Source organism: Bradyrhizobium sp. P5_C11_2 (genome assembly GCF_054049755.1).
Map to the genome: position 1 here is coordinate 1 of NZ_JBFULT010000019.1, position 22975 is coordinate 22975.

General features: G+C 66.0%; 18 protein-coding genes, 1 tRNA gene and 1 riboswitch. Of the genes, 10 read left to right on the forward strand and 9 right to left on the reverse strand.

What is annotated here, in order from left to right; all coding sequences use genetic code 11:
• Window positions 1–1986 (forward strand): hypothetical protein (locus tag ACXJL8_RS03830; protein WP_456684645.1); only part of this gene is annotated, 1986 nt, incomplete at its 5' end.
• Window positions 1987–2297: 311 nt separating this feature from the next.
• Here ACXJL8_RS03830 and ACXJL8_RS03835 read toward each other — a convergent pair.
• The 4 genes from ACXJL8_RS03835 to ACXJL8_RS03850 all read right to left on the reverse strand — a co-directional run bounded on the left by ACXJL8_RS03835 (window position 2298) and on the right by ACXJL8_RS03850 (window position 6304).
• Window positions 2298–2373 (reverse strand) — tRNA-Thr (locus ACXJL8_RS03835).
• Window positions 2374–2472: 99 nt separating this feature from the next.
• The gene (locus ACXJL8_RS03840) at window positions 2473–4212 is read right to left on the reverse strand and encodes a heme biosynthesis HemY N-terminal domain-containing protein (RefSeq protein ID WP_456684646.1); all 1740 of its coding nucleotides are present in this window, start codon (window positions 4210–4212) and stop codon (window positions 2473–2475) included.
• 35 nt (window positions 4213–4247) lie between these two features.
• Entirely contained in the window at window positions 4248–5480 is a 1233-nt protein-coding gene (locus tag ACXJL8_RS03845; protein ID WP_456621529.1) for a COG4223 family protein, read from the reverse strand.
• A gap of 77 nt (window positions 5481–5557) precedes the next feature.
• Window positions 5558–6304, reverse strand: coding sequence for a uroporphyrinogen-III synthase (locus ACXJL8_RS03850; protein WP_456621528.1), 747 nt, complete (start codon window positions 6302–6304; stop codon window positions 5558–5560).
• A 153-nt stretch (window positions 6305–6457) separates the two neighbouring features.
• Here ACXJL8_RS03850 and tsaD point away from each other — a divergent pair, with 153 nt between their 5' ends.
• The 3 genes from tsaD to ACXJL8_RS03865 all read left to right on the forward strand — a co-directional run bounded on the left by tsaD (window position 6458) and on the right by ACXJL8_RS03865 (window position 9070).
• Window positions 6458–7531 carry a tRNA (adenosine(37)-N6)-threonylcarbamoyltransferase complex transferase subunit TsaD gene (gene tsaD, locus ACXJL8_RS03855; RefSeq protein WP_456621527.1) on the forward strand — a complete coding sequence of 358 codons (1074 nt, stop codon included), beginning with the start codon at window positions 6458–6460 and terminating at the stop codon, window positions 7529–7531.
• A gap of 2 nt (window positions 7532–7533) precedes the next feature.
• On the forward strand, window positions 7534–8514 hold the full coding sequence (locus ACXJL8_RS03860; RefSeq protein ID WP_456621526.1) for an NAD(P)H-dependent glycerol-3-phosphate dehydrogenase: 981 nt from the start codon (window positions 7534–7536) through the stop codon (window positions 8512–8514).
• 142 nt (window positions 8515–8656) lie between these two features.
• Window positions 8657–9070 (forward strand): EVE domain-containing protein, encoded by a 414-nt coding sequence (locus ACXJL8_RS03865; protein ID WP_456621525.1) that lies wholly within the window; start codon window positions 8657–8659, stop codon window positions 9068–9070.
• Between the two features lie 138 nt (window positions 9071–9208).
• Here ACXJL8_RS03865 and ACXJL8_RS03870 read toward each other — a convergent pair whose 3' ends face one another.
• Window positions 9209–10288, reverse strand: coding sequence for an adenylate/guanylate cyclase domain-containing protein (locus tag ACXJL8_RS03870; protein ID WP_456621536.1), 1080 nt, complete (start codon window positions 10286–10288; stop codon window positions 9209–9211).
• A gap of 101 nt (window positions 10289–10389) precedes the next feature.
• Here ACXJL8_RS03870 and ACXJL8_RS03875 point away from each other — a divergent pair, with 101 nt between their 5' ends.
• Window positions 10390–10845, forward strand: coding sequence for an SRPBCC family protein (locus tag ACXJL8_RS03875; RefSeq protein ID WP_456621524.1), 456 nt, complete (start codon window positions 10390–10392; stop codon window positions 10843–10845).
• Window positions 10846–10953: 108 nt separating this feature from the next.
• On the opposite strand, the gene ACXJL8_RS03880 is transcribed toward ACXJL8_RS03875, so the two are convergent.
• Window positions 10954–12123 (reverse strand): DNA topoisomerase IB, encoded by a 1170-nt coding sequence (locus ACXJL8_RS03880; RefSeq protein WP_456621523.1) that lies wholly within the window; start codon window positions 12121–12123, stop codon window positions 10954–10956.
• Window positions 12124–12523: 400 nt separating this feature from the next.
• Between ACXJL8_RS03880 and acs the strand changes: the two genes are divergently transcribed.
• Window positions 12524–14476, forward strand: a complete 1953-nt coding sequence (gene acs, locus ACXJL8_RS03885) for an acetate--CoA ligase (RefSeq protein WP_456621522.1) — start codon at window positions 12524–12526, stop codon at window positions 14474–14476.
• Between the two features lie 361 nt (window positions 14477–14837).
• Complete coding sequence (locus ACXJL8_RS03890) at window positions 14838–15353, forward strand: L,D-transpeptidase (RefSeq protein WP_456621521.1); 516 nt, start codon at window positions 14838–14840, stop codon at window positions 15351–15353.
• A 55-nt stretch (window positions 15354–15408) separates the two neighbouring features.
• Here ACXJL8_RS03890 and ACXJL8_RS03895 read toward each other — a convergent pair whose 3' ends face one another.
• Window positions 15409–15996, reverse strand: coding sequence for a thermonuclease family protein (locus ACXJL8_RS03895; RefSeq protein WP_456684647.1), 588 nt, complete (start codon window positions 15994–15996; stop codon window positions 15409–15411).
• A gap of 71 nt (window positions 15997–16067) precedes the next feature.
• Window positions 16068–16265, reverse strand: a complete 198-nt coding sequence (locus ACXJL8_RS03900; protein ID WP_456621519.1) for a DUF1674 domain-containing protein — start codon at window positions 16263–16265, stop codon at window positions 16068–16070.
• 186 nt (window positions 16266–16451) lie between these two features.
• On the opposite strand from ACXJL8_RS03900, the gene ACXJL8_RS03905 reads away from it, so the two are divergent.
• The 3 genes from ACXJL8_RS03905 to purH all read left to right on the forward strand — a co-directional run bounded on the left by ACXJL8_RS03905 (window position 16452) and on the right by purH (window position 21433).
• The gene (locus tag ACXJL8_RS03905) at window positions 16452–17798 is read left to right on the forward strand and encodes an RsmB/NOP family class I SAM-dependent RNA methyltransferase (RefSeq protein WP_456621518.1); all 1347 of its coding nucleotides are present in this window, start codon (window positions 16452–16454) and stop codon (window positions 17796–17798) included.
• A 157-nt stretch (window positions 17799–17955) separates the two neighbouring features.
• Window positions 17956–19674 carry a heparinase II/III family protein gene (locus ACXJL8_RS03910; RefSeq protein ID WP_456621517.1) on the forward strand — a complete coding sequence of 573 codons (1719 nt, stop codon included), beginning with the start codon at window positions 17956–17958 and terminating at the stop codon, window positions 19672–19674.
• A 59-nt stretch (window positions 19675–19733) separates the two neighbouring features.
• Window positions 19734–19815: riboswitch (ZMP/ZTP riboswitch) on the forward strand.
• A 25-nt stretch (window positions 19816–19840) separates the two neighbouring features.
• A complete protein-coding gene (purH, locus tag ACXJL8_RS03915; RefSeq protein ID WP_456621516.1) occupies window positions 19841–21433 on the forward strand; it encodes a bifunctional phosphoribosylaminoimidazolecarboxamide formyltransferase/IMP cyclohydrolase in 1593 nt (530 codons plus the stop codon).
• A 112-nt stretch (window positions 21434–21545) separates the two neighbouring features.
• Here purH and ACXJL8_RS03920 read toward each other — a convergent pair whose 3' ends face one another.
• Complete coding sequence (locus ACXJL8_RS03920) at window positions 21546–22931, reverse strand: MFS transporter (RefSeq protein ID WP_456621515.1); 1386 nt, start codon at window positions 22929–22931, stop codon at window positions 21546–21548.
• Between the last annotated feature and the right edge of the window lie 44 nt (window positions 22932–22975).

Genomic DNA, 22975 nt, shown 5'->3' on the forward strand with positions numbered 1-22975 from the left:
GACATCAAACTTGCGCGATTTCAAGTTGCCGGCGATTCCGTAGTCGACATCATTCGGGGAGTGCGCGCATTCCTCGAACCCCCATCGGCGCCGGCCCGCTTGCCCAACGAGCAATCAGTTCGGGAAGCGCGCGGCCTAGTGCCATCCAAACCCGCAACTGAGGCTGAGCGTGGCACATCCGATACCTGCTGGCCGTCCGATTGGTCCATGGTTATCTTCGCCGACGAGCCAGACGCGGCGCTTGGCTCACAATTCTTTACCCGAACAACACGCGAGCAGGAGGATGCTATACGCACCGTTCGCGGCGTGACCGCGGTTCACGGAATCGCCGGCACCGGCAAGACATCAGTAGCTCTTGGACGCCTGAAGTTCTTTGCAAACTTCCGATCGGGCGAGCATATGCGCGACTATGGGCTCAATCCGAACGATTGGGCGGATTTCGATTCGTCCGACATGATCGGCTTCGTGCTCAGCCCCAGTCTTGTTCAGTACCTTAAGCAGACAGCCGAAGAACTTGAGATGCGCATGAAAATCATGGATTTCGAGGAATATCGAAATCAGGAAAGACAGGCGCGCCGCCTGTTCGGGCGCCCGTACAAGCGCTCTCCCGACGCAAATGACCCTATCCAACAAACTGTGCTCTGGCTGATGGCTCTCGCTGATTCGTCCTGCATGCACCTCGCCGAGACTATGGAAGCCACTTTGCGAGAACCCCTTTCGAAACCCGAAACGCCAGACGGAGCCAGGACGTCCGATGCTCGCTGGCAGACTATTGAAGGTAAATTTTGGCGCAGCGGTCCTCTGAGGGCCCGGATTCTGGGACTTTCGCGTGGGCTAAAGGGTAGAAGCGGCGGACTCCAAGGGCTGGCCGCCTCATTAGACCGCGACGTACGTCTTAGCGATCACGAAACCGCAGCACTGAACGACTTCGAACGTCGAGCGCTGCGCGAGGCCGTCCTTAATGTATCTCTTCGTTTTTTCCGGTTGCTTAACCCAACTGAACTCTATGTCGAAGTGCACAAGCGCTCCGATTTGTCATCGCTGCTGGCCAAGAACTTCCCAGATCAGGTTTCGGTCGTGGCTAAAGCTACAGCCCAAACAGCGCTCCGCCTTGAGGAGCGAATCGTGACCGATAGCGACGTGGTAACGGCGCTGTGCCTCAATGCGCTCGCTTGTGATGGGTTCGAACGTGATATCAAGGACATTCCCTACGTGCGGACATTCTCAGACCGCATAGCCGTGTTCATTGATGAGTACCAAGATTTTACCGAACAGCAGGTTTTCCTGATGGGCTATCGTGCCAAGCGGAAGTATCGCCAGATCACGGTCGCGGGCGACCTTGGCCAGCAGCTGCATATTGGCGGACTCCAACAGGTATCGCACGCATTGCCCTATGTAGCGGAGCCAATCCGGCAAATAATGCTCGACACGAACTTTAGGCAATCACGACCACTCGCGCGGCTCTCAAACTGCTTTCGTGCGTTCACGACCGGCGAAGTCGAACCGTTGGGAGAGCAACCGGTTGGCGCACCAATGCATACTTTCCAGGATCAAGCCGAATTGGCCAACTTTGCAGCGGCAAGGATCAACGCATTGCCAGGGACCGCCAGCGTTGTGGTGATCAGCCCCAATGCGGAAACGACGCAAACTTGGTTTGAGCTGATGGCACCAAGCCTGGAAAGCTCCTTCCGTAATCCGATAGTTTCAGATCGTGCAAGGCTAACAGAGCGATTGAAAACGCATTTCACGACCCCGCTTCAGGCAAAGGGACTTGAGTTTGACGTCACAGTGGTGCCGGACATCTCTGAGTTTGATGACGAGGATCTTCTACAATTGAATGGGCTCTATGTCGCGGTTAGTCGCCCCCGTCACGCGATCACGCTAGGCTGCCGCGACTCGAAGCTCGCGCATAAGGTTGTGAAGCAGCTTTGCCAGCGCGGCGATCTAGTTCCCGCGTCGCTAAGCGCCGATCAGGCGGCTGCGTAGAGGACCGGGAGCAAACAGCAGCTCCCGGACAACAGAGCCGCGCAATGGGCGGCAACTGACGGAGGGCGAACGTGCTAGACTTTCCCAGAGATCGGCACGTTCTCATCGCCTCCACGTCACTTCGCGGCAGCAGGTCGCTGGCCCTAGAATTGGCCTTTTGCTCGATCGTGAAAAGAGCGGTGGGGCCCCAAATCCGGGGGGGTACTTTCGAATAAAAAATCGTGGTTACGGGGTGGTTCCTTGCGGGCAGAGCTCTTTCGAACGAGAGTGCCTTGGGGGCGAAGAAAGCCTATAATTTCAGATGCAAGTGCTGGTGCCGCAAGAGGGACTCGAACCCCCGACCCCGTCATTACGAATGACGTGCTCTACCAACTGAGCTATTGCGGCGAACCCTGCCGGGGCCCGGCGATGCCGGCCCCGATACGCGCGCTCCTGATATCGGGCATGGCCCGAATTGGCAAGGTGGAGCCGGCTTCGAAATGCGCCTCACGCGCCCCAGCGGGACCAGAATCCGCGCCAGCCGCCGGCCTGGGCCTTTGCATGGGCCTTGGGCGTGCCGATTTGTTCCGTAAATTCATCGCTCGGACCCTCGTCGTCGATGCCGGGATCATCCGGGGCACGGATGATCGGAATGACGGCGGGGATCGGCGCCAGCGCAGGCTTGCCGAGGTCGGCGCGGGTCCGGAACACCGGCGTCGCCGCCGGCGGCGATGATTCGGCGGTCTCGGGGGCCGGTTTCATCGGGCCGACGGGCGTGACCTCCGGCTCGTCCTTGACTTCCGGGGGGGCATTGTCCTGCGCGGCTGGGACCGACGCTACCACGACCGGTTCCGCCGGAGTTTCGCTGGCTGCCGTTACCCGCTTCGGCGGCGGGGCCGCGAGCATGGCTTCCTCAAAGGCCGAGGACTCGATCGTGGTGCTTCTGTCGGAGGGCAGGCTTGCGACCGGCGTCTGCCACTGGAAGGCGTCGAGCCGGCCCGTGACCGGCGAAACCGGACGCCAGCGATCGCTGACATAACCGTCCGCGGTCCAGGCCGGGTCGTGGCGGGCGCGGACCGCACGCAAGGTCCAGGCGCGGGCACGGCCGCCGTCGCCATGCTCGGTGCGCTCGATCTCGGCCATCAGCAGTGCGACGCGCTGGGTCGGATCGTTGACGTAGGGCGCGAGCGCGGCGCGCGCACGGGCGAACTCGGAGGCATCGATCGCGGCGCGCGCGAGCGCGAGCTGGCCCTCGATATGACCCGGTTTGCCGGCAGGCGTTTTGGCCGCGAGCGTCTCGACCCGCTGCAAGCGCTGCCGTGCGGAATCGCCGAGCTTCACATGCGCGTAGGCGTCCGCGAGATCGGGATGCGGATTGGCGAGCCAGGCGACCTCGACCAGCTTCATGGCGCGGCGCACCTGATGCGCCTCGCTCTCGAATTTCGCGGCGAGCACCGCGGCCGGCACCAGCGTGGGCGCGAGCTTGATCGCCTCCATCACGCTCTCGCGCGCGACGTCGCGGTCCATGGTCTCCAATTCCAGCGCGCGCGCCGTGAGCAGCACGCCGCGCTGCCTCCGATAGGCGGCCTTGTCGATCAGGCCGGCGGACAGGTTCGAATCGAGGATCGCAAGCGCGCCGCTCCAATCGCCGCGCGCGCAGCGGAAGCCGAGCACCGCATGCGACGCCCAGGTCGACGACGGCGACAGCTTGATCGCTTCCTCCGCGATCATCACTGCGCCGACCGCATCGTCGGCACGCTGCGCCTCGATGAACAGGCCGCGCAGGCCGAGCAGCCGCGTATCCGCGCGCTCGGCCATGGCGCGGAAGGCGCGCTGGGCCTCGTCGCGATTGCCTTCGAGCTGCGCCGACTGTGCGTGCAACAGAAGCGCGAGCGGATCGTCGGGCGCATGGCGCCGCGCCGCTTCGGCGTGCCGACGGGCAAGCGCGGTGTCGCCATGGCCGATCGCGAGCAGGCCGTGGGTGATGGCATGGCGGCCGCGGGCGTGGCGCTTGTCGTGGCGACGGCGGCGCAGCCGCCCCGGCGTGCGCCAGATCACGGTCAGGATGCTCCAGACCAACACGACCGCCGCGGCAAAGATGCCGAGCCCGAGCACGAACCTGGGAAACGTCGTTGTGGCGCGGACACCGCCCCAGGTCAGAACCAGATCGCCGGGCTGGTCGGCGACCCAGGCCCCGCCAGCCGCCGCCAGCGCGATCAGGACAAGAAAGAGGACGATGCGAAGCATGGCGATCCCTATACGCGCAGATTGTTGCGCGAATCTTATTGAGCAGGCTTGGCGAGATCCGCCATGGCGTCGTCGGCGAATTTGCGCGACGCCGCCAGCGCGGCATCGCGCGCATTGGCCTTGTCGAGCCAGGCTTGCGCGGGGGCGAGATCCGCCTCGGGCAGGTTCTTCAATTCGCGCCGCGCCTCGACGAAATCGTTGCGGAGCGCCGCCGCGGTCACCCGCGCGACGATGGCGCCGCGATCGTTGCCGACCCCGTCGGTACGCTCGATGCGGACCAGCTTCGATGCCCCGGCCTGAAGCCGCTCGACGATACCGCCGCCGCTGGCGGGCGGCTCCGCCGGCGGCGCCAATTTCGGCACGATGTTGTTGAGGAGCTCGCGGCTGAGCGCGACCGGCGTCGGGATGCCCGACGATGCGAAGACTTCGAGCGGCTTCAGCGCCTCGGGCTTGGCCGCAAGCGAGCGCGCCGCGGCGAGCTGCGACTCGTAGGGATCGCCGTGACGAACGGCGACGTCGAGCAGGGCGGCCGCGACCACGTTGCGCAGCGGCTTGTCATCCATCGGCTTCGCACCGGCGATCTTCTCGCCCTGCTGCGCGAGCGCGGCGCGATCGGTCTTGCTGGCACGCTCGAGCTGGGAGATGCGCTCGTTGAGGGCCGCGAGGTCGGATGAGGCCGCCGCGGCGGCCGGCGCGGATTTCGCATCGTTCAGGGCGCTTGCGGTCTTGTCGGACTGCGCGCGCAGACCGGCGATGTCGCTGCGCAAGGCACCGACGGATTTTTCCAGCGCATCGATCCGCGACACCATCGCCGGATCGGCTGCGGGCTTGCCGGCCTTGGCCTCAACGGCGGCAACGCGTCCGCTCAGCGCATCGACCGTCGCGCTCGTCACTTGCGGCGCAGCCGGCGGCGCCTGCACCGCGGGCCAACCCAGCATCCAGCCGACCGCGATCACCAGCGCCGCGGCCACCGCGCCGGAGATTGGCGCAATGACCCAGGACGACACTGATGACGACACTGGCGACGACACCGGTGCGGACGCAACGCCAGCCTGCGCCTCGGCGCGCTCGGGCTCGGCTTCAGCCTTCTCGGATTTTGCATGTTCAGGCTCGGCGTGCTCGGGCGCCGGCTGCGCCTCCGGCTCGCCCGCCACGTCCTGCGGCTGGGTGGAGACTTCGGTCGCCTCGAGCTCGATGGTGGGCGGGGTGCGCTTGGCACGGCCGGACTCGGGGGCCAATCCTGCGTCTTCAGGCTTGTCATCGGCCATCGTGACGGTTCCTCAAACTTACATGCCCTTCACGGATCTTTGGGCGGACCCGATTTCGCCGGATTCGGCCCGTCCTCTTACGCCAAACGGGTCCGCAAAGCACGCTCCAAGGCATCAAATAAGGCATTTTCATCCGGCGTGGCGGCCACCAGAACCTGCGACGCACCGGCCTCGCGCAACACGCCGGCGATCGTCTCGGACAGGCAGCATTGCGGGATCGCCAGCGCGGAGATTTCAACGCCTTCGCCCCGCGCCGCCTCCAGGAAGGCCCGCGCGCTGCGCCGGGAGTAGTGCAGCACCGCCCCGATCCCATGGGCGGCAAACCCCTCGCAGACCTCGCGCGGCAGATGCTTGACCGGAGCCATGCGATAGGTGGTCTGCGTGACCACATTGAAGCCTTCGGCCCCGAGCTCCCCGCCGAGATCGCGCGACAGGTCCGCGCCCGCCAGATAGAGCAGCGTACTTTTTTTCTTCACGACCTTGTCACGAGCGCTCTGCACCACCTTGTCACGCAAAGCCGCGGCATCGCCGCCGGCGACGATCACCTCGGCAAAGCCCGCGTCGCGCGCGGCAGTCGCGGTATGCTCGCCGACCGCAAACAGCGGCAGCTGCAACAGCTCGCGATTCTGCAATTGCGGCGCGACGGCGCGGATCGCGTTGGCCGAGGTGACGATGATGCCGCTGTAATCGGCTTCGCTTTCATCATGGAAAACGACCGGTTCGAACTTGAGCACCGGCGCCAACAGCACCTCATGACCCCGCGCACGCAGACCTGCCGCCGTCGCCTCGTTGTCGGGATGCGGTCGTGTGACAAGAATGGACATGCTTTGTGTTCCCAGGGCCGCGTGGCGGCGACGCTTTCACGAGGACGGCCCGCGCGCGGCAATTGCGCAAGGTGACCCCGGAATGCTACCGGACGTACCAGAACTCTGCTTTATGGATGAGCGCAAGGGCACAGATTGGACAACGATTCGCCAATGCTGGTACTGGGCATCGAAACCACCTGCGACGAGACCGCCGCGGCCGTGATCGAGCGCGCGCCCGACGGCAGCGGCAAGATCCTGTCCAATATCGTGCGATCGCAGGTCGAGGAGCATGCCCGTTTCGGCGGCGTCGTGCCGGAGATCGCCGCGCGCGCCCATGTCGACCTGCTCGACGGCATCATCGACCGCGCCATGCGCGAGGCCGGCATCGGCTTCGCGCAGCTCAACGGCGTTGCGGCAGCCGCAGGTCCCGGGCTGATCGGCGGCGTCATTGTCGGGCTCACCACCGCGAAGGCGATCGCGATGGTGCACGACACGCCGCTGGTTGCGGTGAACCATCTCGAAGCCCATGCGCTGACGCCGCGCCTGACCGACGCAATCGAATTTCCCTATTGCCTGTTCCTCGCCTCGGGCGGTCACACCCAGATCGTCGCGGTCACCGGCGTGGGTGAGTATGTGCGGCTTGGCACCACCGTCGACGACGCGATCGGCGAGGCCTTTGACAAGGTCGCAAAGATGCTCGGCCTGCCCTATCCGGGTGGGCCGCAGGTCGAGCGCGCGGCGGCCAGCGGCGATGCCGCGCGCTTTGCCTTTCCGCGGCCGATGCAGGGACGCCCGGACGCCAATTTCTCGCTGTCGGGACTGAAGACGGCAGTGCGCAACGAGGCGAGCCGGATCACCGAGATCACGCCGCAGGACATCAACGACCTCTGCGCGAGCTTCCAGGCCGCCGTGCTGGACTCGACGGCCGACCGGCTGAGCGTCGGCCTCAGGCTGTTCCGCGAGCAGTTCGGCGCGCCGCGTGCGCTGGTCGCAGCGGGCGGCGTCGCGGCCAATCAGGCGATCCGCGGCGCGCTCGATGACGTCGCAAGACGGGCCGGGACGCAGCTGATCATGCCGCCGCCGGCGCTCTGCACCGACAATGGCGCGATGATCGCCTGGGCCGGCGCCGAACGCCTCGCGCTCGGCATGACCGACACGATGGAAGCCCGGCCCCGCGCGCGCTGGCTGCTCGATGCCAACGCCACGGCGCCGGCCGGCTACGGCAACACGCGGGCGGGATTCTAGCGATGGCCGCGTTCCAATCCGTCGCGGTGATCGGGGCAGGTGCCTGGGGTACGGCGCTGGCGACGGTGGCGGCGCGGGCCGGGAGGAACGTGACACTCTGGGCGCGCAATGCGGAGCATGCCACCCGCATCGGCTCGACCCGCGACAATCCGCGGCTGCCCGGCGTGCGGCTGGCGCCGGAGATCGTCGTCACGAACGAACTGGCCCTCGCCGCGCGCGCAGACATGCTGCTGATCGCAACGCCGGCGCAGCATCTGCGCGGTGCGGTCAACATGCTGGCCTCGCATCTGACAAAACCGACGCCGGTCGTGGCCTGCGCCAAGGGCATCGAGCACGGCACGCACAAATTCATGACAGAGGTGATTGCAGAGGCCGCGCCCCACGCCCAGCCCGCGATCCTGTCGGGCCCGAGCTTTGCCGACGATGTCGCGCGCGGACTGCCGACGGCGGTCACGCTGGCTGCGAAGGACGAGGCGCTGGCAAGCCATTTGGTGCAGGCGTTGGGCTCGCCGACATTCCGGCCCTATCACTCCACCGACATCCGCGGCGTCGAGATCGGCGGCGCGGCCAAGAACGTGCTGGCGATCGCAGTCGGCATCGCGATCGGACGCAAGCTCGGCGCCTCCGCCCAGGCTGCGCTCACCACCCGCGGCTTTGCCGAGCTGACACGCCTGGGCCGTGGGCTCGGCGCACGCAGCGAGACGCTCGCGGGCCTTTCCGGCCTTGGCGATCTGATCCTGACCTGTTCGAGCCCGCAGTCGCGCAATTTTGCGCTTGGCCTCGCACTCGGCCGCGGCGAGCAGCCGCCCGCCGGCAAGCTCGCCGAGGGCGAGTTCACCGCACCGGTGCTGATCGAACTCGCAGCTTCGCAAAACATCGAGATGCCGGTATCCGAAGCGGTCGCGGCGATCCTGAGCGGCAGGAGCACGATCGACGCCGCGATCTCGGGACTGTTGACGCGCCCCTTCAAGGCAGAGGAATGACATCTTCCGTCATGCCCGCGCTTGTCGCGGGCATCCACGTCTTGATATTGAACACGGAAGCAGAGACGTGGATGGCCGGGTCTTCTGGTGCGAAGACGCGCTTCGCGCTCTGGCCCGGCATAACGAACGGATAGGGCGCGCGATGAACTACTGGCTGGTGAAATCCGAACCGTCGGTGTGGTCCTGGGACCAGCAGGTGGCCAAGGGCGCCAAGGGCGAGGCCTGGACCGGCGTGCGCAACTTCACCGCGCGCCAGAACCTCGTCGCCATGAAGAAGGGCGACAAGGCGTTCTTCTATCATTCCAACGAGGGCAAGGAGATCGTCGGCATCGCGGAAGTCGTCAGGGAGGCCTATCCCGACCCGACCGACAAGACCGAAAAATTCGTCTGCGTCGATATCAAGGCCGACAAGCCGTTGAAGACGCCGGTGACGATGGCCGCGGTCAAGGCCGAGAAGAAGCTGGCCTCCATGGCGCTGGTGAAATATTCGCGCCTGTCGGTGCAGCCGGTGACGGCGGAAGAGTGGAAGCTCGTCTGCAAGATGGGCGGGATGTAGTTGCTGCCGTAGCCCGGATGAGCGAAGCGATATCCGGGATTAGCGCGTACGGAAAGACTGTCCCGGATTACGCGGAGCCTGTCATCGGGCGGCGCTTTGCGCCGACCCGTTGGCTCCATCCGGGCTACCGTATCCAGCTCAACTCTCCGGCAGCGCAAAGACCTCGCATGGCGCGGCAATGCCGCGGAGCGGATGAGATCCGAGCGCGATCATGGGCATGTCCGTCTCGGCGGCGAGCGGGCCCGACACCAGCACGGTCTGGCCAAGCGGCTTGCACAATCCTTCGAGCCGGCTGGCGAGATTGACGGCGGGACCGATCGCGGTGAAATCGAGCCGGTTGGCGGCGCCGATATTGCCCCACAGCATCTCGCCGAGATGGAGCGCGACGCCGAATGCGAGCGGCGGCAGGCCCTGGCCGTGGCGCTCGTCATTGAGATGCGCCATTCCTGCCCTGGCCGCGCCTGCCGCGCGCAGGGCGGCGTCACACGCCCGACGCGGCGACGCATCGCCCACCGGAAAGATCGCGAGCACGCCGTCGCCGATGAATTTCAGCACCTCGCCGCCGAAGGCATGAACCGCGCCGGCGATGCGATCGAACCAGGCATCGAGCGCCGCGATGACATCGGTGGGCGAATTGGTTTCGGACAAGGTCGTGAAATTGCGCAAGTCCGCATAGAGCAGCGCGGCCTGAATGGTCTCGCCGAGATCGCGCCGCAACGGCGCCGCCAGCACCCGCTCGGCGCTGCGCTTGCCCAGATAGGCATCCAGCGTCGCGCGTAACGTGGCACGCGCCGCGAGCACGGCGAGCGGCGTCGCGGCAAAGCGCGCGGCCTGGCGCAGTTGCTCGATCTCGTCTGCGGTGAACGGACGCGGCCCGATCCAGCCAAGCAACGGTCCATCGGACCGCCCGACGCTGTCTTCGTGGACCTCGCCGCGTGCGCTGTTCCGCAGCCAGCGGCGGCCGGCATCGTTGGGCGGGTCGGGCGCCAGTCCGCCCGGCGCAAAGCCCAGCGCTTCGATCACCTGGCCGCCCTCGGCGCGCCACAGCCAGGTCCGCTTCGCGATCAGGGGATGCGGCACCTCTAGCGTCAGGCTCCCTGCCGCAAGCGGCACGCCGTCGGCGACCAGATGGGCGCCGAGTTCCGCGAGCAGGCGGTCGGCCCCCGGGACATCGGAGGCGGTGTCGACAAGCCAGGCGAGGGTCGGGGAGAGCTGCATGGTCCAATGATGGCGAAGGCAGGCCGGCTTTGTCACGGGCAATCCTTGACGGGCCAGCGCGGCGCCGCCATGTCCCAATGTCAGCCCAGGGATGATCGCCGATGACCGAACCGTTCGTAGTGCGACGCGAAACCCAGATCGCGGCCCCGCGTGCCACCGTCTTCGCCTATCTCACCGACCCCGAGAAGATCCTGAGCTGGATGGGATCCGACGCGACCACGGAACCGCATCCCGGTGGGCTCTATCTGCTGAAGGGTATCGGCCCGCGCGGCGGCGTCGGCCGCGGCACCTTCCGCGAGGTCGTGCCGGTGCATCGCCTGGCCTACACGTTCGGCTGGGAGGGCGGCCAGGAAGTGCCGCCCGGCTCGAGCCTGATCGAGATCGATCTGATCGAACGCGACGGCGGCACGCTGCTGCGCATGACCCATAGCGGGCTGCCGACCGAAGCACAGGCGGCCGCGCATGCGAAGGGGTGGGCGCACTATCTGGAACGGCTCACGATGTCGGCTGCGGGCAGGGATCCCGGTCCCGACAAGGGTTTGCCCGACGAGGCGTAGGGTGGGCAAAGCGAAGCGTGCCCACGCTGCCTGTCATCGATTTCGTGAAGACTGGTGGGCACGGCGCAGCGCGCCTTTGCCCACCCTAGGACTACGGCATCGTGACCGTTACACCGCCGCCGTCGCCACCACCTGCGCCAGGAGCTGCTCGCGCCTGGCCTGCGAGCGCTGGCCCTTCATGGTCGCGGCGAAGCGTTCGAGGATGCCGTCCTCGAAGGCGGTGACGATGGTGTCGTGGACGTAGCTCTTGCGGCAGATCGCCGGCGTGTTGGAGAGCTGGTCGGCAGCGGCGCGGATCGCATCCAGCACCTGTTTCTTGCGGCCGCGCTGGCTGGTTGCCGGCGTGATCCGCGACAATGATTCCACGACCACCGCGGACGCCATCAGCGTGCGAAAATCCTTCAGCGAGATCTTGATGCCGGCGATCTCGCGCAGGAACGCATTCACCTGCGTGGTGCTGACCGCGCGCACGATGCCGGAGGCATCGCGATACTGGAACATGCGCTTGCCGGGAACGCCGCGCAGAATGCCGATCGCACGCACCAGCTTGGCCGCGTCGCACTCCTTCCGCACCGCCTTACCGCCCTTCGCCTTGAAGGTCAGCACGAAGCTATCGTCTTCCAGCGTGACGTTGGATTTCAGCATCGTGGTCGCGCCGCGGGTGCCGTTGAGGCGGGCATAGGATTCGTTGCCGGGGCGGATCGCGGTCCGTGCGATCAGCTCGATCACGGCCGAGAGCGCGAACTCCCGCGTCGGCTCGTCGCCCGACAGGAACATCGAGACCTTGCGCCGGATTTTTGGCAGCGCGCCGACGAGCTTTTCCAACCGGTGCGCCTTGCGCTGCTCGCGGACCTTTTCCCAATCGGCATGATAGCGGTATTGCAGCCGGCCCGCGGCATCGCGGCCGACCGCCTGGAGATGCGAGCTCGGATCGGCCGAATAGCGCACCTCGCGATAGGCCGGCGGCACCGCCATGGAATGCAGCCGGCGGATGGTGCGGGCGTCGCGGATATGTGCCCCGTTGGGACGGACGAAGGAATAGCCCTTGCCGCGCTTGATGCGCCGAATCTTCAGCTCGTTCTGGTCGCCGAGCCGCAGGCCCAGTTCCTTCGCGAGCGCCTCGACCGAGGTGGCGGGGGTCGTATCGAAGGCCTTTTTCGGGCTGGGACGCCTAAAAGTGGCCGGTTTCGGCCATTGTCCGAGGGCTTTGGCCAGTGCAACAGCAGAAGGATCGGCTGAAGCGGGCCGCATTGTCCCGAGATTCTGCTGATCCATCATAGTGTTATGCCTTAGCCCTGCCTGTTATCGGTCAATGCGATTGTTCTGATTTTTGTTCCAAGGGGCCTCGTTGGGCCCCGGGTTGGCCATTTAGGGTGTTCCGAACCGTATTGCGAGTCCCGAATCAGTGAGGAGAGGTTTCTAAATACCTCCTACGGACGCATGGGGCCTGCGCCGGCCTGTTTCGGCGGCTTGGGTAAAGAGCCGAAAGGCAGGTTCCGGCCTGTTTCAGATCTGCGACAGTCGCCCCTCACCCCTTGATCCTTCGCATGGCCGGCGGCCCACCGAAGGTCCAGCTTGTGCTCCTTGTCGGGTCCGGTTAGCCCGACGCATAATCAGTTCAACGATCAGGTCAGCTCGCCAGTCGCTTGGGTTCGGCTTGCCGTATGTGGAGGGAAACATGTCCGAGAAGATCTACGACGTCCCCGTGGAGTGGGCTAAGCGCGCCTGGATCGACCAGGCCAAATACAAGGAGATGTACGCCCGCTCGATCTCGGACCCGAACGGCTTCTGGGCTGAGCAGGCCAAGCGCATCGACTGGATGAAGGCGCCCACCAAGATCGAGAACGTCTCGTTTGCGCCCGGCAACATCTCGATCAAATGGTTCGAGGACGGCGTCCTCAACGTCGCCTGGAACTGCATCGACCGGCATCTGCACAAGCGCGCCAACCAGACCGCGATCATCTGGGAGGGCGACGATCCCTCGCAATCCCGGCACATCACCTACAAGGAGCTGCACGACGAGGTCTGCCGGATGGCCAACATCCTGCGCACCCGCAACGTCAAGAAGGGCGACCGCGTCACCATCTACCTGCCGATGATTCCGGAAGCGGCCTATGCGATGCTGGCCTGCGCGCGGATCGGCGCCATCCACTCCGTGGTGTTCGCCGGCTTCTCGCCGGACAGCCTGGCCCAGCGCATCAACGACTGCCAATCCAAGGTCATCATCACCGCGGATGAAGGCCTGCGCGGCGGCAAGAAGGTGCCGCTGAAGGCCAATGTCGACGCGGCGCTCACCAAGGCTGACGGCGTCGACTGGGTCATCGTGGTCAAGCGCACCGGCGGCACGGTCGAGATGAATCCGTCGCGCGACCTCTGGTACCACGACGCGGCCAAGATGGTGACGACCGAGTGCCCGGCCGAGCACATGCACGCGGAAGATCCGCTGTTCATCCTCTATACGTCGGGCTCGACCGGCCAGCCCAAGGGCGTGCTGCACACCTCGGGCGGCTATCTCGTGTTCGCCGCGATGACGCACCAATACGTCTTCGACTATCACGACGGCGACATCTACTGGTGCACCGCCGACGTCGGCTGGGTCACCGGCCACAGCTACATTCTCTACGGGCCGCTGGCCAACGGCGCGACCACGCTGATGTTCGAGGGCGTGCCGAACTACCCGGATAATTCCAGGTTCTGGAACGTCATCGACAAGCACAAGGTCAACATCTTCTACACCGCGCCGACCGCGATCCGCGCCTTGATGCAGTCGGGCGACGCGCCCGTGAAGAAGACCTCGCGTGCGAGCTTGCGCCTGCTCGGCTCGGTCGGCGAGCCCATCAATCCCGAAGCCTGGGAGTGGTACCATCGCGTCGTCGGCGACGACCGCTGCCCGATCGTCGACACCTGGTGGCAGACCGAGACCGGCGGCATCCTGATCACGCCGCTGCCGGGCGCGACCAAATTGAAGCCGGGCTCGGCGACACAGCCGTTCTTCGGCGTGGCGCCCGAAATCGTCGATGCCGACGGCAAGGTGCTGGACGGCGAGACCACGGGCAATCTCTGCCTGACGCGGTCATGGCCGGGCCAGATGCGCACGGTCTATGGCGATCACGCCCGTTTCGAGCAGACCTATTTCTCGACCTACAAGGGCAAGTATTTTACCGGCGACGGCTGCCGGCGCGATGCCGACGGCTATTACTGGATCACCGGCCGCGTCGACGACGTCATCAACGTCTCCGGCCACCGCATGGGCACGGCCGAGGTCGAGAGCGCGCTGGTCGCGCATGAGAAGGTCTCGGAAGCCGCCGTCGTCGGTTTCCCCCACGACATCAAGGGCCAGGGCATTTACGCCTATGTGACCCTGATGGCCGGCGTCGAGCCGACCGAGGATCTGCGCAAGGAGCTGGTCACCTGGGTGCGCAAGGAGATCGGCCCGATCGCCTCGCCCGACCAGATCCAGTTCGCGCCGGGCCTGCCGAAAACCCGCTCCGGCAAGATCATGCGCCGCATCCTGCGCAAGATCGCCGAGGACGAGCCGGGCAGCCTGGGCGACACCTCGACCTTGGCCGATCCCGCCGTGGTCGACGACCTCGTCAAGAACCGGCAGAACAAGAAGCAGACCTCGGCGTAAGCTCACAACACATCGTCATTCCGGTTCGGTCCGCAGGACCGAACTCCGGCGCGCCGTTGCGCGCCTGAGAATCTCGAGATTCCGGGTCGCGCTGTCGCGCGCCCGGAATGACGGCCGTTCACATCGTCACGCACTTGTCAGGGCGCGTTCGGCCGCGCCCGCATCTTTCCCCCCGAGTGTTGTTTTCTTGTCATTTACTTTATTTCGAACATTTCCTTTGTTCCCCCTGCTGGCTGGCCCTCGGCGGCCGCGCGTGGAAACCATCCGGTTAACAGGTGCGGTTAAGAATGTCTGGGCGAGGCAGCGATTGCCGAGTTCTGCGTAGATTTGGACGACCCGTTCGGGGCAAGGGGAAGCATTGATGGCGATGAGGATTGCTGTGGCGCTGGCCGCCACCATCGGGGCAGGCATCTTGATGTCGACGGCTGCGCAGGCGCGGCCGGAAATGGTGGGAACACGCCTGGCCGATTATTCGCCGGGCACCATCGTGGTCAAAACCAACGAGCGGCGGCTCTATCTCATCCTCGATAACGGCCACGCCGTGCGTTATCCGGTCGGCGTCGGCAAGTCCGGCAAGCAATGGGCCGGCACCACCCGCATCGACGGCAAGTACCTTAATCCGGCCTGGTCGCCTCCGGCCGAAGTGAGGCGCGACAAGCCGCAGCTTCCCGACGTCATTCCGGGCGGATCGCCGCGCAATCCGATGGGCGTCGCCGCGATGACGCTGGCCGGCGGTGAATATGCGATCCACGGTACCAACGTGCCGGGCTCGGTCGGCGGCTTCGTGTCCTACGGCTGCATCCGCATGCTCAACGACGACATCACCGATCTCTACAGCCGCGTCTCCGTCGGCACGACGGTGGTCGTGGCGCGCTGATCGCGCCGATCGGAGCCGGACGGCGAAGGCCGCGTCTTGCGACGCGGCTCTTTTGTTACCAGAAGCGCCAGCTCCGCGCGCACCAACCGTCGCGATGGCCGCCATTGTAACTGCGCGCATAGCCGCCTGCGAGCAGCGCTGCCGAGACGCTGGCGGTCCCCCTGGTGGCGACGTCGGCGAGAATGCGTCCGTATTTGTCCGGGCCGAGATTGGAAATCGTGACACCGCCCTGTCCGAGCAGATTACGAAGCGCGTCGGCTGCGGCTTGAGCCTTGTCCAGTTCTTCCTGGCAGGATGCCTTCATCTCGGGTGCATCGATGCCGCGCAGGCGAACGCGCGCGACGAGGTCGCGGCCATCGCGTTGATGCACGCGCGCGAGGAAGGTATCGCCGTCGATGGTGCGGATGACGTCGACCGTTTTGCGGATGTCCGGATTGGCCTGCTGCAAGATGATTTCGGCATCTTGCGGCCGACCATCGGCTATCTGCGGAATGGGCCAGTTCGTCCCGTGGCGGAAAGCAAGCACGACCGCCACCGCGACGCCGACCACGAACATCCACGGCAACAATCCGGAGAAGCGCCGGCCGAACGGCGCGCCGCTGTAGGAAGGCCGATATGGATGGCTCGGATCGAAGCGCGACATCCGCGCACGCTAGGGCTGAGTCGGGCGCGGCGGCAAGAGAGCCTTACAAGGCGACCTTACAGGCCAGCGTCTCAAAAGTCCGAGGCGATGCCTTTGCGCTCCCAATCGCCGTAACGGGTGGGCTCGGGTCCTTTGGGTCCCTGCAACTCCTTCGGCGCCGCCTCGGCCTGGGCAGCCGCGGCCTGCCGTCGCGCCTCGGCTTCGGCCAGCGCACGCTGGGCGGCTGGGGAAAGCGGCTTGCGATCGGGAACGGAGGGCTGGTCACTCATCGTCTGGGTTCCTAGCGCAAGATCGGAACGCGCGCGACGTCCAATAAAACATTGCTGAAATGATCGTCACGGGATGTAAACGCCAGAGGTCATTCTTACATTTGGCATATTCGCGTGCCACAGCTGGGGTTGTTAAGGCATGCGCCCCTTCGGCGGAACTGCCGCTCGCTCAGAACCTTAAGCCGCATGCCATCTCAACGTTTCGCACCTCCGTCCGAAGTGCCCGGTCTCGCGGCACGGCGGATCGCCGCCGATATCGTCGACGGTGTGCTGCACAAGCGCCGTACGCTCGACGATCAGCTCGACGGCGCCGGCGCTCATCCCGGACTCAAGACGCTGGCCGACCGCGACCGCGCGCTGATGCGGCGCTTGGTGGCGACCATCCTGCGCCGGCTCGGCACGCTCGGCCACGTGCTCTCTCGCCTGCTCGACAAGGGCATTCCATCCGACGCACCGCGTGCGCAGAGCGCGCTTCTGATCGGCGCCGCACAGATCCTCTGGATGGACGTGCCCGATCACGCCGCAGTCGATCTCTCCGTTCGCCTCGTGCAATCCGACCGGCGCGCCGCGCGCTATGCCGGCCTCGTCAACGCCGTGCTGCGCCGCTGCGCGCGCGAGGGCAAGGCGCTGGTGGAGGAGGTTGCCGCGCAGTCGCTGGACCTGCCGCCCTGGTTGCTCGCGCGCTGGAGCGCGCATTACGGCGAGACCGTCGCACGGGACATGGCGCTCGCGCTCGGCCACGACCCTTCGCTCGATCTGACCGTGAAGTCGGACGCCGAGCAATGGGCGAGCCGGCTGCATGGCGAGGTGCTGCCGACCGGATCGGTGCGCACGGTTCTGCACGGCGCGGTGACCATGCTGCCCGGCTTCGCCGAGGGACAATGGTGGGTGCAGGACGCGGCCGCCGCGCTGCCGGCCCGGCTGTTCGGCGACATCGCCGGCAAATCCATCGCCGATCTCTGCGCGGCCCCCGGCGGCAAGACCGCCCAACTGGTGCAGGCCGGCGCGCATGTCACGGCGATCGACCGCTCGCCCGCCCGGGTGGCGCGGCTGCGCGAAAATCTGGCACGGCTGTCGCTCCAGGCCGAGACGGTCGTCGCCGACGCCGTGGAATGGCCCGGCCCGGCGGACGGCTTCGACGGTATCCTGATCGATGCGCCCTGCACCTCGACCGGCACGATTCGCCGTCACCCCGACGTGGCATGGCTGCGGCAGGAGTCCGACGTCGCGGCCTTGACCACGCTCCAGCAGCGCCTTCTGCGAAAATCCGTCTCGCTGCTCAAGCCCGGCGGAACACTGGTCTACTGCACCTGTTCGCTGGAGCCCGAAGAGGGCGAGCAGGCCATCGCCGCGCTGCTGGCCGCGGAGCCTGCGCTGCGGCGCGTGCCGATCGAAGCGTCCGAGGTCTCCGGGCTCTCCGAGATCATCACCGCCGATGGCGACCTGCGCACCCTGCCCAGCCATCTGCCGAACGCCGATCCAAAGCTTGGCGGGCTCGACGGATTTTACGCCGCCAGGCTCGTTAAATCCTGATTTTGCACCGGTTTTTGCGGTCACGACGCTGATTCGCCCCCTTTCAAGGTGGTGTCAGGCGTCCGATTTTGGGATTAAAAGGATTCGTCGGAATCCTCTCCCCCTTACAAGGCAAGGCGTGTCGGTCGCTCAACGCAGACGAATCTCGACGCTGGTCATGAACCGCTTCGCGCGGAACATGCTCGCGCGCGCGAGCGGCGGCTCCGTGGCCCTGTCGCGGGTCTGGCCGGGCCGCACCGACCGGCTGATCATCGCGCCGCATGACCTGCGCACGGCAGACGCGACCCGCGCCGCCGAGATCTATGCCGGCCGTTTCGTCTTCGCCGGCAAGATCGTCAATTGTCATGGCCGCTCGATCTTCGATCTCGAGCCGCCGTCGGAGGATTGGGAAGTCGCGCTGCTCGGCTTCGGCTGGCTGCGCCATTTGCGCGCCGCCGACACCGCGCTGACGCGGGCGAATGCGCGCGCGCTGGTCGAGGACTGGATCGCCAACCCCGCCAACAAGCGCCGCCCCGTCGCGCGGCGCGCCGATGTGCTGGCGCGGCGCGTCATCTCGCTGCTGTCGCAGGCACCGCTGGTGCTCAACGACACCGACAACAAATTCTACCGCCGCTATCTGCGCGCGCTGGCGCGCGAGATCCGCTTCCTCCGCTACACCATGCTCAACATCCCGGACGGGGTGCCGAAGCTCCAGGTGCTGATCGCGCTGTGCTACACGGCACTCTGCCTCGCCAACCAGGCCAGCCACATCCGCAGCGCCTCGAAAAAACTCTCGGATGAATTGCAGCGGCAGATCCTGCCCGACGGCGGCCACATCTCGCGCAACCCGGGCGCGCTGATCGAGCTGTTGATCGACCTGTTGCCGCTGCGGCAGACCTTTGCCGCGCGCAACATCGCGCCGCCACCCGCACTGCTCAACGCGATCGATCGCATGATGCCGATGCTGCGCTTCTTCCGGCACGGCGACGGCAATTTCGCGCTGTTCAACGGCATGAGCGCGACGCCCTCGGACCTGCTCGCCACGCTGCTCGCCTATGACGACACCCACGGCGCGCCGATGGCGAACATGCCGCATACCGGCTTCCAGCGTCTCGACGCCGGCCAGACCACGCTGATCATCGACACCGGCCCCCCGCCGCCGGCGGGCGTGAGCCATGACGCCCATGCCGGCTGCCTGTCGTTCGAACTGTCCTCCGGCATCAGCCGCATCGTCACCAATTGCGGTATGCCGACGACGGGGCGCGACAATTGGCGGCCGTTCGCGCGCGGCACGGCGGCGCATTCGACGCTGACCTATCACGACACGTCGTCGTGCCAGTTCGTGGAGATGTCGGCGATGAAGCGGCTGCTGCATGGCGCACCCGTCATCAGCGGGCCGGTCGAGGTCGAGAGCTACCGCGAGATCGTGCAGAACGGCACGCTGCTCACGACCTCGCATGACGGCTACATGGCCAAGTTCGGTGCGATCCACCGCCGCGTGCTGATGATCGCCAATGACGGCGCGCGGATCGACGGCGAGGACACGCTGTCGCCGCCGCAGGGTGGACGTTTCAAGGGCGGCGACGCCGATTTCGCGGTGCGCTTCCATCTACATCCGGCGGTGAAGGCGAGCCGGCTGTCGGATGCCCGCGGCGTCATGCTGGTGCTGCCCAACCGCGACGTCTGGACCTTCGAGGCGCTCGACGACAAGGTCGACCTCGAGGACAGCGTGTTCCTGGCCGGCAATGACGGGCCCCGCCGCACCGCGCAGATCGTGATCCGCCAGGACGCCCGCCAGGCGCCCTCGATCCGCTGGAGCTTTGTCCGCTCCACCGCCTCGCCTTCCGTCACCAACGCCCGCCGCAACGCCCGGCGCGAGCCGGAACTTCCGCTGTAGTCACGCGTGATTCAGCCCGATCTAGCCGTTGAGAAAAGCGCCGAAAGCTGCTATCGAGCGCTCGCTCGCGCGACTGGCGACCTTGGATGGAGCACCATCGGGAAGCGCGGGACATATCCGCCGCGCGCCTGGGCATAGACACTCCTTAAGACAGAGGATCTTGCTCATGACTGACCATCCCCGCCGCGTCACCCGCGCCCTGCTTTCCGTTTCCGACAAGACCGGCCTGATCGAATTCGCCCAGGCGCTGGCCGCGCAAGGCGTCGAGCTGGTCTCGACCGGCGGCACCGCCAAGGCCATCGCCGCGGCCGGCCTCAAGGTGAAAGACGTCTCCGAGCTGACCGGTTTTCCCGAGATGATGGATGGCCGCGTCAAGACGCTGCATCCGAAGGTGCATGGCGGCCTGCTCGCGATCCGCGACAACAAGGACCATGCGGACGCGATGAAGGCGCACGGCATCGCGCCGATCGACCTGCTGGTCGTCAACCTCTATCCGTTCGAGGCAACCGTCGAGAAGGGCGCAGGTTTCGAAGATTGCATCGAGAATATCGACATCGGCGGCCCCGCGATGATCCGCGCCGCCGCGAAGAATCATGATGACGTCGCCGTCGTGGTCGAGGCGCAGGATTATCAGGCCGTGCTCGACGCGCTCGCCGCCAACAAGGGCGCGACCACGCTCGGCTTGCGCCGGCGGCTTGCGGCAAAGGCCTATGCGCGCACCGCGGCCTATGACGCCGCGATCTCGAACTGGTTCAACCGCCAGCTCGAGATCGACGCGCCGGACTTCCGCGCCTTCGGCGGCAAGCTGATCCAGTCGCTGCGCTACGGCGAGAACCCGCACCAGACCGCGGCGTTCTACGCGACGCCCGACAAGCGCCCGGGCGTCTCGACCGCGCGGCAGTTGCAGGGCAAGGAGCTGTCCTACAACAACATCAACGACACCGACGCGGCCTATGAATGCATCGGCGAGTTCGACACCAAGCGCACCGCGGCCTGCGTCATCGTCAAGCACGCCAATCCCTGCGGCGTCGCTGAAGGCTCGAACCTTGTCGACGCCTATCGCAAGGCGCTGGCCTGCGATTCCACCTCGGCGTTCGGCGGCATCATCGCAATGAACCGCGCGCTCGACGCCGACACCGCGCGCGAGATCACAAAGATCTTCACCGAGGTGATCATCGCGCCCGATGCGAGCGAAGAGGCGATCGCGATCATCGGCGCCCGCAAGAACCTTCGTCTGTTGCTCGCGGGCAGCCTGCCCGATCCGCGGGCGCCGGGCCTGACCGCCAAGACGGTCGCGGGCGGCCTGCTCGTGCAAAGCCGCGACAACGCCGTGGTCGACGACATGATTTTCAAGGTCGTGACCAAGCGTGCGCCCAGCGATGCGGAAATGCGCGACCTGAAATTTGCCTTCCGGGTCGCAAAACACGTCAAGTCCAACACCATCATCTACGCCAAGGATCTCGCCACCGTCGGCATCGGCGCCGGCCAGATGAGCCGGGTGGATTCAGCCCGGATCGCGGCGCGCAAGGCGCAGGATGCGGCCAATGAACTGAAGCTCGCCGAGCCGCTGACCAAGGGCTCGGTGGTGGCGTCGGATGCGTTCTTCCCGTTCGCCGACGGCATGCTCGCCTGCATCGAAGCCGGCGCCACCGCCGTGGTGCAGCCCGGCGGCTCCATGCGCGACGACGAGGTGATCAAGGCCGCCGACGAGCACGGCATCGCCATGGTGTTCACGGGGACGCGGCACTTCCGGCATTAAGCTTTTGGTGCACTAAACTCTCAGCGGGTCGTCCCGGCGCAGGCCGGGACGACAGCGGTGTGCTTGGCGATAGCGGTCCCGGATTGCGCTTCGCTTCATCCGGGCTACGAAGCTAATCGCGCACCCGCATCAACAGCCCCAGCCCCGCGACGAAGAACACCACCAGCACGGCCATGCCGGCCTTCTGGCTCGCGGTCACGGCCGTGATCACGCCGATCAGCAGTGGGCCGATGAAGGAGGTCACCTTTCCGGTCAGCGCGAACAGACCAAAATACTGCGCGATGCGGTCCTTCGGCGCGAGACGGATCAGCAGCGTGCGCGAGGCGGCCTGGAGCGGGCCGCCGGCGGCACCGATCAGGCAACCCAGCACGAGATAGGCCCGCTCGGCCGCGCCGGCGAATAAGGGACCGCCCGGTACGGGAGGGGTGACCTTGATGAAGAAAATCGAGTCCTTGTCGACCAGAAGGATGGCTGCCACCGACAGCAGCAGGATCAGCAGGCTGCCAGCGATCACGCGCTTCGGCCCGAGGGAATCGTCGAGCTTGCCGCCGAGCCACGCACCGAACGTGCCGGCGATCGCCAGCATGATGCCGAATGTGCCGATCTGGAGCGTGTGCCAGCCGAACGTGCCGGCGGCATAGATGCCGCCGAAGGCGAACAGCGACACCAGCCCGTCGGTGTAGATCATGTTGGCGAGCAGAAACGCCGCGAGCGATTTCTGCTTCGGCAATTCACCGAGCGATCGCTTCAGATCCGACAAGCCTTCGCGCAACGCCTCGCGCACCGGGCGTTTGGCCGGATAGTCCGGCGTGAACAGGAACATCGGCGTCACGAAGATGATGAACCACAAGCCCGTCAGCGGTCCGGTGATACGATCGCCCTGATGGGTCGCGGGATCGAGCCCGAACAGCGGCGTGAAGCCGAGCAGCGTACGCCCGGTCTCGGGATTTGCAGCGAGAAAGCCGAGCACGATGATCAGGCTGACGATGCCGCCGATATAGCCGGTGGCCCAGCCGGTGCCCGAGAGCCGCCCGATCCGCTCCGGCGGCACCAGAGTCGGCATCATTGCATTGTTGAAGACGGTCGCGAACTCCGCACCGACGCTCGCCAGCGCAAAGGCGGTGAGCAGCGGCGGAATGATGCTGGGGTCGCCGGGCTTGCCGATCCACATCGCACTGGAGCCGAGCACCAGGATAGCGCCGAATGTCGCGATCCACGGCTTGCGCCGGCCCGACGCGTCGGCAATGGCGCCAAGCACCGGCGACAGCAGCGCGATGACGAGGCCGGCTGCGGCCGCGGCAAATCCCCATAACGACTGCCCCGTGGCGGGATCTGGCGCGATGCTGGTCGCGAAATAGGGCGCGAACACGAAGGTCGTGATCAGCGTGAAATAGGGCTGGGCGGCCCAGTCAAAGAAGATCCAGCTGATGACGGCGGCGCGCGGCGGATAGGTCCGCTCCGTGCCGGCCAGGCGCGCGTCCGAGGCGATCGTCGTCATCATTGATGTCCCATCACAAACAGTTTTGTCTCTCTTAGCGCAAA